Origin of the sequence: Bradyrhizobium sp. in8p8 (genome assembly GCF_000426845.1) — a bacterium.
Taxonomy (GTDB): domain Bacteria; phylum Pseudomonadota; class Alphaproteobacteria; order Rhizobiales; family Xanthobacteraceae; genus Bradyrhizobium; species Bradyrhizobium japonicum_C.
The window spans coordinates 171,898-185,216 of the sequence record NZ_AUGD01000008.1 but is presented as its reverse complement, the minus strand read 5'-3'; the positions used below and the strand labels follow the sequence as shown (position 1 = coordinate 185,216).

The following is a 13,319-nucleotide window of genomic DNA, read 5'->3' as shown; positions in this document are numbered from 1 at the left end:
TGGGATACGGAGAAGCCGCGGCGCACTGGCTTGCCCGCTTTCGCGGGAAATGACAGCGGCGCGAGCGGCTGCCCCTATTCCTTGACATTTTGACAACCGCGCGGGGGTCTTCTCACCGCCCCTTTTTTGGGGCTAATAGGCCCCCGAAAGCCGCTCCCTGGAGCGCATTTTGCTGCTGTCGGGTCAAAAGCAGCCAAAAGCAGCCATTTCCAACAAGAAAGCCCATCATGAAACGCGTCGACGCCCACGGATTGAAGATCGCTCCCGTCCTGTTTGATTTCATCGCCAAGGAAGCGGCCCCGAAAACGGGGATCGCGCCGGATGCGTTCTGGGCCGGGCTCGCCGGCATCATCAAGGAACTGGGGCCGAAGAACCGCGAACTGCTCGCATTCCGCGACACACTTCAGGCCAAGATCGACGACTGGCACCGGGCCAACAAGGGCAAGGCGTTCGACCTCGACGCCTATACCGCCTTCCTGAAGGAGATCGGCTATCTGGTCCCGGAGCCGGCGACCCAGAACGTCGAGACTGCCAATGTCGACGAGGAGATCGGCAAGATCTGCGGCCCGCAGCTGGTCGTGCCACTGACGAATGCGCGCTACGCGCTGAACGCGGCGAATGCGCGCTGGGGCTCGCTCTATGACGCCTTCTACGGCACCGATGCCATCCCGCATGATGCTTCCGAGAGCGGCAAGGGCTACAACAAGGCGCGCGGCGACAAGGTGATCGCCAAGGCCAAGGCGTTCCTCGATAACGCCGTGCCGCTCGCAACCGGCAGCCACACCGACGTCACCGCCTACAGCGTCGTCGCGGGCCAGCTTGCGGTAAAGCTGAAGAGCGGCAACGCCACCGCGCTGAAGAACGCCGCGCAGTTCGCCGGCTTCCAGGGCGATGCCGCCGCGCCGAGTGCAGTGCTGCTCGTCAACAACGGCCTGCATATCGAGGTCAAGATCGACCGCAGCAGCGCGATCGGCAAGGACGATCCGGCCGGCGTCGCCGACGTGATCATGGAGGCTGCAGTCTCGACCATCCTCGACATGGAAGATTCGGTCGCTGCCGTCGACGCCGAGGACAAGGTGCTGGTCTACCGCAACACGCTCGGCCTGATGAACGGCACGTTGTCGGCCGATTTCGAGAAGGGCGGCAAGACGCTGACGCGCTCGCTCAATGCCGACCGCAGCTACAAGACGCCTGACGGCAAGGGCGAGCTCAAGCTGCACGGCCGCAGCCTGCTCCTGATGCGCAATTGCGGTCACCACATGTTCACCGACGCGGTGCTGGACGAGAAGGGCGAGGAGGTCCCCGAGGGCCTGCTCGATGCCGCCGTGTCGGGCCTGCTTGCCATTCACGACCTCAAGGGTCTCTCCAAGGTCAAGAACAGCCGCACGGGCTCGGCGTATATCGTGAAGCCGAAGATGCACGGGCCGGACGAGGTATCGCTCACCTGCGAGATCTTCGACCGCGTCGAGAAGATGCTGGGCTTGCCCGAGAACACGCTCAAGGTCGGCATCATGGACGAGGAGCGGCGTACCACAGTCAACCTCAAGGCCTGCATCCAGCGCGCCTCCAAGCGGATCATGTTCATCAACACCGGCTTCCTCGATCGTACCGGCGACGAGATCCACACCTCGATGGAAGCGGGCCCCATGATCCGCAAGAACGAGATGAAGGCGCAGGCCTGGATCAAGGCCTATGAGGACTGGAACGTCGACATGGGCCTGGCCTGTGGCCTGCCCGGCCACGCCCAGATCGGCAAGGGCATGTGGGCCGCGCCCGACAAGATGGCGGATATGCTGGCGCAAAAGCTCGCCCATCCGCAGGCCGGCGCCACCACGGCCTGGGTGCCCTCGCCGACCGCCGCGACGCTGCACGCGCTGCACTACCACCAGGTCAACGTCATCGCGCGCCAGCAGGAACTCGCCAAGGGCGGGACGCGCGCAAAGCTCTCGGACATCCTCACCATTCCGGTGTCGAAGTCGAACTGGGCGCCAGATGACGTGAAGCAGGAGATTGACAACAATTGCCAGGGCATCCTCGGATACGTCGTCCGCTGGATCGACCAGGGCGTCGGCTGCTCCAAGGTGCCCGACATCCACGACGTCGGCCTGATGGAAGACCGCGCGACGTTGCGCATCTCCAGCCAGCATCTCGCCAACTGGCTGCACCAGGGCGTGATCACCGAGGCGCAGGTGATGGAATCGCTCAAGCGCATGGCCATCGTCGTCGACAAGCAGAATGCGGGCGACCCGATCTACAAGCCGATGGCGCCAAGCTTCGACGGCGTCGCCTTCAAGGCCGCCTGCGACCTCATCTTCAAGGGCCGCGAGCAGCCGAACGGTTACACCGAATACATCCTGACCGCGCGCCGCCGCGAGGCCAAGTCGCTGGGCTGAGCGAACTCAGTGAAACGTCAAAAGCCCCGGCGCATGCCGGGGCTTTTTCGTTGGACGAAACGCCGCAAGGTGCCGCGGAACCGGCTGCGAAGGGGTCGCGTTGTCGGGCCATCAACCAACAGGAGATGGTCATGGACTGGAATCGCATCGAAGGAAACTGGAAGCAGTTCAAGGGCTCGGCCAAGGAGAAGTGGGGCAAGCTCACCGACGACGACCTTCAACTGATCGAGGGTCGCCGCGAGCAGCTCGAGGGCCGGCTGCAGGAACGTTATGGCAAGGCCAAGGACCAGGTTCGGCAGGACGTCGACGACTGGCTCAAAGGGCTGCACTGAGAATTTACGCGAACGAAGCCCCGGCTCACGCCGGGGCTTTTGTTTGAACCGTAACCTGGATGAAGCGCAATCCTTGTTGCAGCAGCCCGGATATCGCGGCGCATCCCGGCTACGAACCTACGCGCTAGAACACCGCGAGATATTTCAGCAGCGACACGATGCCGATGATGATGACGATCACGCGCGCGATCTGCTTGGCGCGGCCATCCATCGGCAGCATGTTGATGAGATAAAGCACGAGAATGACGACGAGAAAGGTGACGAGTACGCCGACCAGCATCGCGAGACCCCCTTCAGGCAATTGCTACGCTGGTCTAACGCGCGGCACCCGGGCCGGTTCCATATGGGAAACCTGCGGCAACCGCTCACGAAGTCCCTGTCTCCCCAGCCGGCCAGCCAGCATTTGGCGGTCCGACAAGGTCCGCGCCGCCGTCGGATGCGGCGCTCGCTATTCCTTCGCCACCACCGGGACCTGGCGGAATCTGGCGCGCACAGAATCCGGCAGCGGCGAGAAGTTCATCGCGACGCCCCGCCGGTCGTTGGCATTGCGGCTGGCGACTACGAGACCATTGGCCCCCGCGACGATGTCGCCTTTACGCAAGGTCGGATCGTCCTCGACCTTGACCGATGCGAGCCCGACCGGATCCTTGCCGTTGCAGGTGCAGCCTGCGACGATCTCGTTGCGATAGCGATAGGCGTTGGGCAAATCGGAATAGGATTTTCCCTTTTCGGTCGTGGCGTCGTCGATATTGCCGCCGTAGACCAGCGAGGTTTCGGAGGCCGGGCAGAAGCTCTTGCAGGATTGCGCCTTGCTTTCGGCATCGCTTCCTTGCGCCGGGAAATACCGGCCGTCACAGCCGCGCACACAATAGGCCATGCCGCCGCCGTAAGAGGCGCGCTGGCGCGGCGCCTCATAGCGCGGCACATCGTCATGCGGGAACGGCATCCGGATCTCCGGTGGCGGCCGCATCCGGAAGCCGCCGAACAATCCCGAGAAAAAATCCTGCGCCTGCGCTGAAGGCGCCGACGCAAGACCGGCCGAAATAGCGACCAGGATCGCCGCACCGCCAGCCGTTTTGCCAACCAGGCGTCTGCTCATATGACCTCGCTCACTCTCAGTTCACGGCCGACGTCGTGATGTTCAACGCCTGCCGACCCGAGGGCAGCGCGCTCACGGCCGGGCGCTTTCGCGCAGGATCTGCGCCTCTGGCCATCAGCGGCGCGCTCTTCGGCAACACCACGACCTTGGCACCAACGTTGACCCGGCTGAACAGGTCGATGACGTCCTCGTTTGTCATGCGGATGCAGCCGGACGAGACGAACTTGCCGATCGTGGAGGGATCGTTGGTGCCGTGGATGCGGTACTGGCTCGAGCCGAGATACATCGCGCGCGCGCCCAGCGGATTGCCGGGGCCGCCTGCGACGAAGCGCGGCAGATAGGGCTGGCGCGCGATCATTGCGGCAGGCGGATGCCAGTCCGGCCACTCGGCCTTGCGGCTGACGCTCTGCACGCCCGACCAGGTGAAGCCTTCGCGGCCCACGCCGACGCCGTAGCGGATCGCGCGGCCGTTGCCGAGCACGTAGTAGAGATAGGTGTTGTTGGTATCGATGACGATGGTGCCGGCCGGCTCGCTCCGGTCGAAGCTGACGATCTGCTTGCGCAGCCGGTCGGGCAACTGGGCGTCCTCGTCGGCGGCCCGCGGCGCCTCGTTGGCAACTCCCTCGGTGTAACCCTCATCCTGCAGCTGCATCCGCTCATGGAGCTGCATCGGCGCATAGCCGAACGTTTGCGCGCTTGCGCCGTCCAAGGGCACTGCGAGCAGAGCGGACGCGAAACAGAATGCGGCGACGGCGCGCGGCGAGAAGCTGCTGCGGACTGCTAACAACGTTGTCATGTGCTGCCCCGTTGGTGTGTGCATCAGGGTGATGCGCTGCCGAACAAACTCCACCGGCCGGTTTGAAGTTCCGGCGTGGGATGCAGCAGCGACGTCACAGTCAAGCGAGCAGCAATTCACGAAAGCGCGATGGAACCGGCATGCCATCCGCGCGTTGGGATGTCGTCAACGGGCGCGGATCTCGGTTTCCGGGTGGGAGAAATATTGTGCGCGTCCTTCCCAGTGAACGTCTGATTTCCGGCAGCAGCGAAAGCGATCCGCTTCCCCACAGCCCTGCCGAGCTGCCGCCCGTGATCCGCCGCACGGAGTTCGTCGCCTTCGCACTCGCAGGCCTTTTGCTGATTGCCATCGTCACCGTGCTCTACGTCGGGCGGGCCTTCTTCCTGCCCGTGGTGATGGCCTTCGTCATCGGCACGATGCTATCGCCGGCGGCGGGCTTTCTCGAGCGGTACAGGGTCCCCCGCAGCGTCGGCGCGGTCCTGATCGTCATCGCCGTAACCGCGGTGGTCGCCTTCATGGTGGCGCTGATCGCCTCGCCGATGATGGAGTGGAGCACGCGCCTGCCGGAGCTCGGTGCCCAGCTGAAGGACAAGCTGCACGTGTTCGACCGGCCGCTCGCGCTGTGGCGGGAGATGCAGGCCATGCTCGGCGGCTCGGAAGGATTGCCGAGCTTCCACATACCCAAGATCGACTGGGTGCAGCCGACGATCGAATTCCTGTCACCGACCTTTACCGAGTTCCTGCTGTTCTTCGTCACCCTGATCCTTTTCATCGCAAGCTGGCGCGACCTGCGGCGGGCCATGATCATGACTTTCAGCGATCATGACGCACGGCTTCGTACGCTCCGGATTCTGAACGAGATCGAGGTCCATCTGGGAAATTATTTGCTGACCGTCACCCTGATCAATGTCGGAGTCGGCGTCGGCACAGGCATCATCTGCGCACTCGCAGGAATGCCCAACCCGGCCGGGCTCGGCGCGCTGGCCGCAACGCTCAACTTCATCCCGATCATCGGGCCGGTTGCGATGTTCGCGCTGCTGGTCGTGGTGGGGCTGATCGCCTTTCCCACCATCAGTGGCGGCTTGATCGCGGCACTCGCCTTCGGCGGTCTCACCTTCCTGGAGGGACACTTCGTCACGCCGATGATCATTGGGCGGCGGCTGGCGCTGAATGCGCTCGCCGTGCTGCTCGCGCTGGCGTTCTGGACGTGGTTGTGGGGCCCCATGGGCGCATTCCTGTCGTCGCCGCTCCTGATCGTTGCCCTCATCCTGAAGGAGCATCTGTTGCCGACGGATGCGCCGCAACTGCCACAGGGCTAACCGGTTTCCGCCAGCGGAACTTACCGGGCAACGAAACGTTCTCCGCCCATCTCAGCCGTCAACAGTTCGGAGCTCCTGATGCCGACGACAGATGCCGAAGCCCGGATGAGAGACTGGACCGACAAAGCCACCAGAGAACGCCTCGAGAAGGATGTAGCAGCCGTGAAAAGCGATATCGCCGCCCTCACCGACCAGATCACCGATGTGCTCAACTCCTTTGCCAATTCCACGAGCAAGCAGGCTCGCCGCGGCTATCGCCAGGCGCGCGAGAACGTGGATTCCGCGATGGACGACATGTCCGAGCGCGGCAGCGCGATGATGGAGGCCGCGCACGACGCCTACGGCTCCATCGAGGAGACGCTGGAAGAGGCGATCACGCAGCGCCCGCTTGCGACTGTCGGACTGGCGCTGGGTATCGGGTTCCTGATCGGCGCCGCCTGGCGCCGGTAACGGTCGCCGCCACATATCGAAACCGCGGCGGTGCCCCGCCGCGGCCGCACCCGTGACGATTCGGCTGTTGGGGATTGAGGAGTAAGGCCATGCTTCAGCGCATTATCGAGGGGATCAGTGCATCGACTGGCACGACTGTTCGGCTGACCTCCCTTGCCGCAGCCGCAGCCTTCGCGCTCCTGGTGACCACGAGCTTCCTTTGCGCTGCCGCATTCATCTCGGTCCTGCAGACATACGGTCCAGTGCAGGCCTGTCTTGCTGGCGCGGGCATCTTCTTCCTGCTGACCCTGGCGGCGGCGGGCTCGTATTGGGGCTACAAGCGCGAGCTGCAGAAGCGCGCTGAGATCGCTGCCGAGCGCGCCGCGAAGTCGGCCGCGCAGAGCATGCTCGCAGATCCGATGCTCCTCGCCACCGGGCTTCAGATCGTTCGCGCCATCGGGATGAAGCGGCTATTGCCGATCCTGGCAATCGGCGGCGTCGCCCTCGGTATCCTCGCGAGCCGTGCCGGCGTGTCCGACGAGGTATCCGCCGAACCGGCTGAATAGCGACGCCGAGAACCGTTCGAATATTTGCACTCTGAATCGTGAGCGCATCTGTCCGCATCTGACAGAGGCGACGCCGCGCAGTTTTGCGCCGTCCGGCACGAACGCCTCCGTCGCTCACGCAAACGCTACTCGGATGGGCGGGCGGTTGCCGCTAAAAGCGTCACCCTGATTCCCAAAGCTAATTTGCTCAATGAAACCGTCCGTCAAGGCGAACCTCGCCGCATTCCAGCACGACTCACGACTGTACCTGACGCTCGGCATCGCCAATTGGTCGGTGTTCGTCGACCACATTCCGAACAACGTCGTCAACCTGCTGACGCTGCGCAACTTCGGCTTCAGCGGTGCGGCCGATCTGTTCGTGTTCGTGGTGGGCTATGGGGTCGCCATCATCCATGGCAGAATGGCGCTGGAGCGCGGCTATCTGGTCGCGGCGACGCGGATCTTTCGACGCGTCTGGCGGCTCTATGCCGCCTATGTTGTGCTGTTCGTGATCTATATCGACACCATCGCCTACGTCGCCTCGCAATCCATGGCGCCGGAGATCATCCACCATTACAACATCTCGGGAATCCTCGAGCACCCGCTACGCATCCTGATCCGCGGTCTCGTGCTCCAGGAAGAACCGTTGAACCTCGACCTGCTGCAGCTGATGATCCCGCTGATGGCCTTCTTTCCGCTTGCGCTCTGGGGCCTGTTGCGACGGCCGAACCTGACGCTTGCGGCATCGGTTGCGCTGTATCTTGCCGCGCGCTGGTTCGACTGGAATTTTCGGGTCTCTCCGGACCAGGAATGGACCTTCAATCCGCTCTGCTGGCAGATGCTGATGGTGCTGGGCGGCTGGTTTGCCGTCACCGGCGCGCCCGGGCGGACGCTGCGCGATCTTCCCTGGCTTCGGATGCTCGCCGGCAGCTATCTCGTCTTCGCCATGGCGGTCGCCCTGTTGCGCCATTCGCCGGAATCGTCCGCCTATCTGCCGGACCTTCTGCTCGATACCATCGCACCGACCGACAAGGAGAACCTCGCGCCTTACCGCGTGCTTCACTTCCTCGCGCTCGCCTTCGTCGCGACCCGTCTCGTTCCGGCCGATCACCCCGGCCTGCGATTGAAGCCGCTTCAGGCAGTCATTCGATGCGGCGAGGAATGGCTCGCGGTGTTCTGCGTCGGCGTGTTCCTGTCCTTTGCCGGTCATCTCATCCTGATCACCGGCCCAAATCTCGTGCTGATGCAGATCGCGGTGAGCATCATCGGTTTCGCCGCCATGACCGCCGTCGCCTACTACGTGGCCTGGTCGAAGCGGCAGGACCTGCCTGCCGCCCTGCGGCAGCAGGCCTAGTCTAGCCGCAACGCCGTGCGATTCCGCTGGGCCGCCGGCTGCTGCTGCGCTATGCCGGAAATCTGCATGAGGAGACCGGCGCGGCGATGGCACAGGGCGGAGGGGACGAGGCTGACAGCGCGCCCCGGCGCGGCCGGCCAAGGTCAATGGAGACCAGCAACGCCATTCTCGAGAGCGCCTATGCGTTGATGGCTTCCACCGGCCTTGCCGCCACCACCATCGACGCGGTCGCCCGCCATTCCAGTGTCTCCAAGATGACGATCTACAAGTGGTGGCCGTCCCGCGAGGCGCTCTTGATCGACGCCTTTCTTCACCACGCCGCCCAGATGCTGCCGCTGCCGCCGGCGAGCTCCGGCAGCCCCGCGGCCCGTGCGCGCCGCCATGCCGCGGCCTACGCCGAAGCGCTTCAGGGCGAGTTCGGCAAGGTCCAGCTCGCCGTCGTCTCCGAATGCATCTCCAAGACCGGCTCGGCGGGGCTGTTCTACGCGCGTTATCTGCAGTTCCGTCGCGACGCGCTCGTCGAGATGATCGCCGAGGGCCAGAAGGATGGCAGCATTCTGGCGGGGGGGCTTCCTGAGGATCTCTACGACGCGATCTACGGCGGCCTGTTCTATCGCTATATCTTCGGCATTGCGCCGGTTACCGCGGCTTACGCGCGCAACCTCGTCGATCTCGTGTTGCGGCCTAAGGATTAGCTGCGCGCGGGCCGGACCGGCGCCGAGATCTTGTCCGTACGGTCGCGCTCGGTCATGTCGACGACCGTCTCCATCGGCGCGGTCAATTCGTAGACGTAGGAGACGTCGGTGAAGAAGCGCTTGGCGGTGCCCCCCAGCGCCTCGGGCGCGACGCGGTCGAGCAGGATCAGGCCGAAATCGGAATCCGGCCGGCGCGTCGCCTCGCTGGTGTTGAACTCCTCCCAGCGGAAATGGAAGACCTCCTTGCCCTCCTCTCCGGTCACCGTCCAGTTGGCGGTGATGTGCGGATGCTTCCCGACCAGCGACAGGCCCTCGTCGGAATGCGAGGCAAGCTCGAAGAACAGCAGCGAGAGGCTCTGCGCCGCGCGTGCGCTGACCGCGATATCGGGACCGTTGACGGCAATCCGGTCGGCATGCGGGATGGCGCGTGCCTCGAACAGGCCCTTCAGCTTGACGCCCTGCCACTGGCTCTCGCTGAGCAAAGAGACCACGTTGGACATGGCGTGGATGCGCCCGATCAGCAGCTCGCGCGCGATGTCGATGTCCGAGCCGTGACGCAAAGTGCGCGTCACGATCGACTGGATCACCGCCAGGATGTTCTTGACGCGGTGGTTGAGCTCGTCGATGACCGCGGTCAGCCGGCGCTCGAAGCCGATTCTGACCTGGATCTCCCGGCTGAGTCGCAGATTGTTGTATGCCACATAGCCAAAGAGGCCGCACACCATTGCCGTGATGGCAAAGCCGATGGCCGCCACGATGATCGCGGTCTGCTCGGCGCGGCGCACCGAATTCACGTTCGCATAATAGGAGAGCTGCCAGTCACGGCCGCCGAAGCTGAAGGTGCGCGTCGCCGACGGCGCGCGCCCGTCCGCTGCCGCCATGCGTGTGGAGACCACGCCCTGATCATTGGCGACGAGCTCGCCACCTTCCTTGCGCGGATCCCTGAGCGCGACCGAGAACAACGACATGTCGTCATTGGTCAGCATCAGCGTGGCAAGCTCGTAGGAGAACGTGACGAATCCTGCCGGCTCGGTTGCTCCCTCGGGAACGACAGGCGCCGCCACGATGATTCCGATCGGCCCGTTGCCACGAAGCAGCGGAATGGGGTCTGAGGCGATCGACCGCTTCTCGACCCGGGCACGCGTCAGCATGGCGCCTCGAACCGGATCCTGATCGTAGCTGCGGCCCGGCAGCGCCTTGGTCTCGTCGCTGCGCGGCTCGAGATCCAACAACACGTCGATCGGCCGGGTGACGTCGGCAGGATTGATCGGCTTGTCGTCATATCCGCGAATCTCGGGATTCGGGAAACCGGCGCCGGCAATGGCGGCTTGCGCCGCCGTCAATTCGTCCGGCTTCAGCCGGGCGATCCACCCCGCCACCACGAAATCAGTCTTGAAGGCGTAGATGGCCGAGCGCAGCGGCTCCAGCATGTTCGACTTGATCACGGATGGCGCGCGGAACAGGCCTGAGGCGACACGCGCGAGCAGCTCCCGCTCGGTCAGCCGGTCCTGGACGAGGCTCGCGTGAACGTCGATCGCACGCGCGAGCGCGATCCGATCCAGCGCCAGCTCCTGGTCGTGGACGCGATAGGCCGCAAGCCCGGAGAGCAAGACCCCGAGCAGAGCGATGAAGCCGATGATGAAACCCAGCCTGACCACGCGACTACTCAGGCGAAAGCAGGAGGTCGGCAGTAAACACGGAGCATATGAACGCCGCTCGAACGGCCATGTGCCGAAACGGGGTAAACCCAAGCGGCGGAGATAATGGAGGAGGAGGCATCAGTACGCAACTTGGGTCGCCTGAAAAGCTTAATCCGCCCGGCCGATGGGTCTCGCCGGGATGAACTTGCCCAGGAGCCGGAGGTAGTTAATTGCCATGTCCGAACTTTGTTCCGCGGGTGGCGGCGCGGCCCAGGCGTCGACGGCGAGAAACGCCTGCGCCAAGTGGTCGCGTCCGGTCAGCCCGGCCGCTGCAGGCCGCCTTTGGCCTCGATGAAGGCGACGATGCGGTCGAGCCCCACGCTCTTCTTCAGGTTGGTCATGACGAAGGGACGCTCGCCGCGCATGCGCCTGGCGTCCGTCTCCATCTTCTCCAGAGAGGCGCCAACATGGGGCGCGAGGTCGGTCTTATTGATGACCAGCAGGTCGGACCGGGTGATGCCGGGGCCGCCCTTGGACGGGATCTTGTCGCCGGCGGCGACGTCGATGACGTAAATGGTGATATCGGCCAGTTCGGGGGAAAAAGTAGCAGCGAGATTGTCGCCGCCGGATTCGATCAGCACGAGATCAAGTCCGGGAAACTTGGCGCGCATGTCGGCAACCGCGGCGAGGTTCATCGAGGCATCCTCGCGGATCGCGGTGTGTGGACAGCCGCCGGTCTCGACGCCGGCGATGCGATCCGGCGTCAGAGAGCCCGAACGCACCAGGAACTCCGCGTCCCATTTGGTGTAGATGTCATTGGTGATCGCCGCAATGTCGTAGCGCTCGCGCATGGTCTTGCAGAGCAGGTCCATCAGCGCGGTCTTGCCCGATCCGACCGGGCCACCGACGCCGACACGCAGCGGGCCGTGAGATTTCGACATGTCGCTCGTTCTCTCTCGATTGGTTAGGGCTGCATCGATCACGACCGAAACAGCCGCGTATATTGCGTCTCGTGCCGCAGGCTGGCGAGATCGGCGCGGAAAGTCGCGCTGCCGATATCGTCCAATGCCGCGTTCAGCGCACGATTGGCCGTCGCGGCGACGGCGGCTTCCAGCTTGACCAGCACGCGCTGGCTGTCGGTCTGGCCGAGCGGAATGAGCCGGCTGGCCGCAGAAATCCAATTCGAGACCAGCGCATGGAGGAAAGCGTGCAGCGTCGACCCCAGCGGCACGCCGTGCATTGCGGCGACCACACCGACCGCGACGGGGTAGACCAGTGGCGTGCTGCATGCTGCAATCATGGCGTCCAGTCCGTCGGCATCCCATGCGGCGCGGGCGATGTCGATGAAGGCACGGCCCTGCGAGGTCGTCTCCAGCTGCCGCTCGCGCGACGGCACGAAGGCGGCGGCGAGCTCGGCGATCTCGTTCAAAGCGGTCGTGTTGCCTGCTTCCGCGGCCCGATAAGCCCGGACCAGAAACGTCGCGTCGCAGAAGCCCGAGCCGTCGCCAAGCATCACGTCTAGCCAATCCGCCAGTGCCGCTGTGTCGGTGATATCGCCCGCCTCGACCGCCCATTCGAGGCCGCTGGAATAGGAGAAACCACCGACCGGAAACGCCGGCGATAGCCATGTCATCAGCCGGTAGAGCGCCGCCGCCTCCTCCTCAGCGAGGCCGCCGGCGCCAACCGGCTCATTTGTGGTCATGAGCATGCGTGTGGCCGTGGTGATGGTCGGGATGGTCGCAATGCTCATCGTGGTGATGGTGGTGCTCGTGGCCATGGCCATGCGCGGCATGATCATGGTGACGGTGGCCATGGCCGTGATGATCGTGACCATGGTCATGATGGTCGTGACCGTGATGCGCATGGTCGTCGTGCCCGTGCGCGTGGCCAGCATCCGCATACGCCCCGCCTTCTGGATCGAACGGCGCCTCGATCTCGATCACGCGCGCGCCGAGCCCCTTCACCATCTCCTCGATCACGTGATCGCGGCGGATGCGCAGGGCCTTCGCCATGATCTGGGTCGGCAGATGGCGGTTGCCGAGATGCCAGCCGACGCGAATGAGGTGGTGCGGATCGCGGCCGCGGATCTCGAGCAGCGGCTCGGGCGCCGCGACCACCTCGACCAGGCGGCCGTCCTCCAGCACCAGCGCATCCCCGCCGCGTAGCGCGACGGCATGCTCCAGATCGAGCAGGAATTCGAGCCCTCGCGTGCCCGTCATCGCCATGCGGCGGCGATGCCGGTCGTCGAAATCGAGCACCACCGTATCCACGGGAGCTTCCGTGAAGCGGTGCTGCCCCTTGACCTGCGTGGCCCGGATCATGCGGGTTACCTCTTTACCTTGTCTCGACCTTCTCGGGCGTGATCACCTCGATTTTCGGCGGCGCCGTGAAGCATTTCACCGCGACGCGGCCGAACGTCTTCATGTGCTCCATGGCCCGATGCGGCACCAGCGCTTCGGCGTTCTCCCACTGCTCCACGAAGACCATCTTGCTGGGGTCTGTGACGCTCTCATGCATGTCATAGGCGATATTGCCGGGCTCCTTCCGGGTCTCCTTGATGCAGGCAGTGGCGGCTGCGATGAATTCGGCGCGCGTCTCGGGCTTGATGGTCAAGGTGGCAACGACGTAGATCACGAGAAATCCTCCCGGCTTTTCTTCTAGGGTTACGATACCGGTTCGGACATTAGACCAGGCGGGACCGAACGCAAAACCGCAAA

Annotated in this window: 15 protein-coding genes; 7 read left to right on the top strand and 8 right to left on the bottom strand. The window is 64.3% G+C overall.

The genetic code is table 11. The annotated features are described in order from the left end of the window. The first annotated feature begins 227 nt into the window (after positions 1-227). Both K408_RS0121015 and K408_RS0121010 read left to right on the top strand, forming a co-directional pair. The gene (locus K408_RS0121015; RefSeq protein WP_024340515.1) at positions 228-2,393 is read left to right on the top strand and encodes a malate synthase G; all 2,166 of its coding nucleotides are present in this window, start codon (positions 228-230) and stop codon (positions 2,391-2,393) included. 131 nt (positions 2,394-2,524) lie between these two features. Next, positions 2,525-2,725, top strand: coding sequence for a CsbD family protein (locus K408_RS0121010; RefSeq protein WP_024340516.1), 201 nt, complete (start codon positions 2,525-2,527; stop codon positions 2,723-2,725). A gap of 124 nt (positions 2,726-2,849) precedes the next feature. Here K408_RS0121010 and K408_RS42180 read toward each other — a convergent pair whose 3' ends face one another. The 3 genes from K408_RS42180 to K408_RS0120995 all read right to left on the bottom strand — a co-directional run bounded on the left by K408_RS42180 (position 2,850) and on the right by K408_RS0120995 (position 4,620). Further along, on the bottom strand, positions 2,850-3,005 hold the full coding sequence (locus tag K408_RS42180; RefSeq protein WP_008546817.1) for a Thivi_2564 family membrane protein: 156 nt from the start codon (positions 3,003-3,005) through the stop codon (positions 2,850-2,852). Between the two features lie 168 nt (positions 3,006-3,173). Next, a complete protein-coding gene (locus K408_RS0121000) occupies positions 3,174-3,824 on the bottom strand; it encodes a DUF2865 domain-containing protein (RefSeq protein ID WP_024340517.1) in 651 nt (216 codons plus the stop codon). Positions 3,825-3,840: 16 nt separating this feature from the next. Then, positions 3,841-4,620 carry a L,D-transpeptidase gene (locus K408_RS0120995; protein ID WP_024340518.1) on the bottom strand — a complete coding sequence of 260 codons (780 nt, stop codon included), beginning with the start codon at positions 4,618-4,620 and terminating at the stop codon, positions 3,841-3,843. A gap of 206 nt (positions 4,621-4,826) precedes the next feature. On the opposite strand from K408_RS0120995, the gene K408_RS0120990 reads away from it, so the two are divergent. The 5 genes from K408_RS0120990 to K408_RS0120970 all read left to right on the top strand — a co-directional run bounded on the left by K408_RS0120990 (position 4,827) and on the right by K408_RS0120970 (position 8,962). Beyond that, positions 4,827-5,939, top strand: a complete 1,113-nt coding sequence (locus K408_RS0120990) for an AI-2E family transporter (RefSeq protein ID WP_024340519.1) — start codon at positions 4,827-4,829, stop codon at positions 5,937-5,939. 78 nt (positions 5,940-6,017) lie between these two features. Then, positions 6,018-6,389, top strand: coding sequence for an ElaB/YgaM/YqjD family protein (locus K408_RS0120985; RefSeq protein WP_024340520.1), 372 nt, complete (start codon positions 6,018-6,020; stop codon positions 6,387-6,389). A gap of 89 nt (positions 6,390-6,478) precedes the next feature. Next, entirely contained in the window at positions 6,479-6,934 is a 456-nt protein-coding gene (locus K408_RS0120980; protein WP_024340521.1) for a hypothetical protein, read from the top strand. Between the two features lie 190 nt (positions 6,935-7,124). Continuing rightward, a complete protein-coding gene (locus tag K408_RS0120975) occupies positions 7,125-8,267 on the top strand; it encodes an OpgC domain-containing protein (protein WP_024340522.1) in 1,143 nt (380 codons plus the stop codon). Positions 8,268-8,353: 86 nt separating this feature from the next. Continuing rightward, a complete protein-coding gene (locus K408_RS0120970; RefSeq protein ID WP_028145950.1) occupies positions 8,354-8,962 on the top strand; it encodes a TetR/AcrR family transcriptional regulator in 609 nt (202 codons plus the stop codon). On the opposite strand, the gene K408_RS0120965 is transcribed toward K408_RS0120970, so the two are convergent. The 5 genes from K408_RS0120965 to K408_RS0120945 all read right to left on the bottom strand — a co-directional run bounded on the left by K408_RS0120965 (position 8,959) and on the right by K408_RS0120945 (position 13,236). Continuing rightward, entirely contained in the window at positions 8,959-10,620 is a 1,662-nt protein-coding gene (locus K408_RS0120965; protein WP_024340524.1) for a CHASE domain-containing protein, read from the bottom strand. The genes K408_RS0120970 and K408_RS0120965 overlap by 4 nt on opposite strands. Positions 10,621-10,919: 299 nt before the next feature. Continuing rightward, positions 10,920-11,543, bottom strand: coding sequence for an urease accessory protein UreG (gene ureG, locus K408_RS0120960; protein ID WP_024340525.1), 624 nt, complete (start codon positions 11,541-11,543; stop codon positions 10,920-10,922). Between the two features lie 38 nt (positions 11,544-11,581). Continuing rightward, complete coding sequence (locus K408_RS0120955) at positions 11,582-12,310, bottom strand: urease accessory protein UreF (protein WP_029674209.1); 729 nt, start codon at positions 12,308-12,310, stop codon at positions 11,582-11,584. After that, on the bottom strand, positions 12,291-12,923 hold the full coding sequence (locus tag K408_RS0120950) for an urease accessory protein UreE (RefSeq protein WP_024340527.1): 633 nt from the start codon (positions 12,921-12,923) through the stop codon (positions 12,291-12,293). The genes K408_RS0120955 and K408_RS0120950 overlap by 20 nt, the downstream gene beginning before the upstream one ends. A gap of 13 nt (positions 12,924-12,936) precedes the next feature. Then, positions 12,937-13,236 (bottom strand): putative quinol monooxygenase, encoded by a 300-nt coding sequence (locus tag K408_RS0120945; protein WP_024340528.1) that lies wholly within the window; start codon positions 13,234-13,236, stop codon positions 12,937-12,939. Positions 13,237-13,319: the final 83 nt, after the last annotated feature.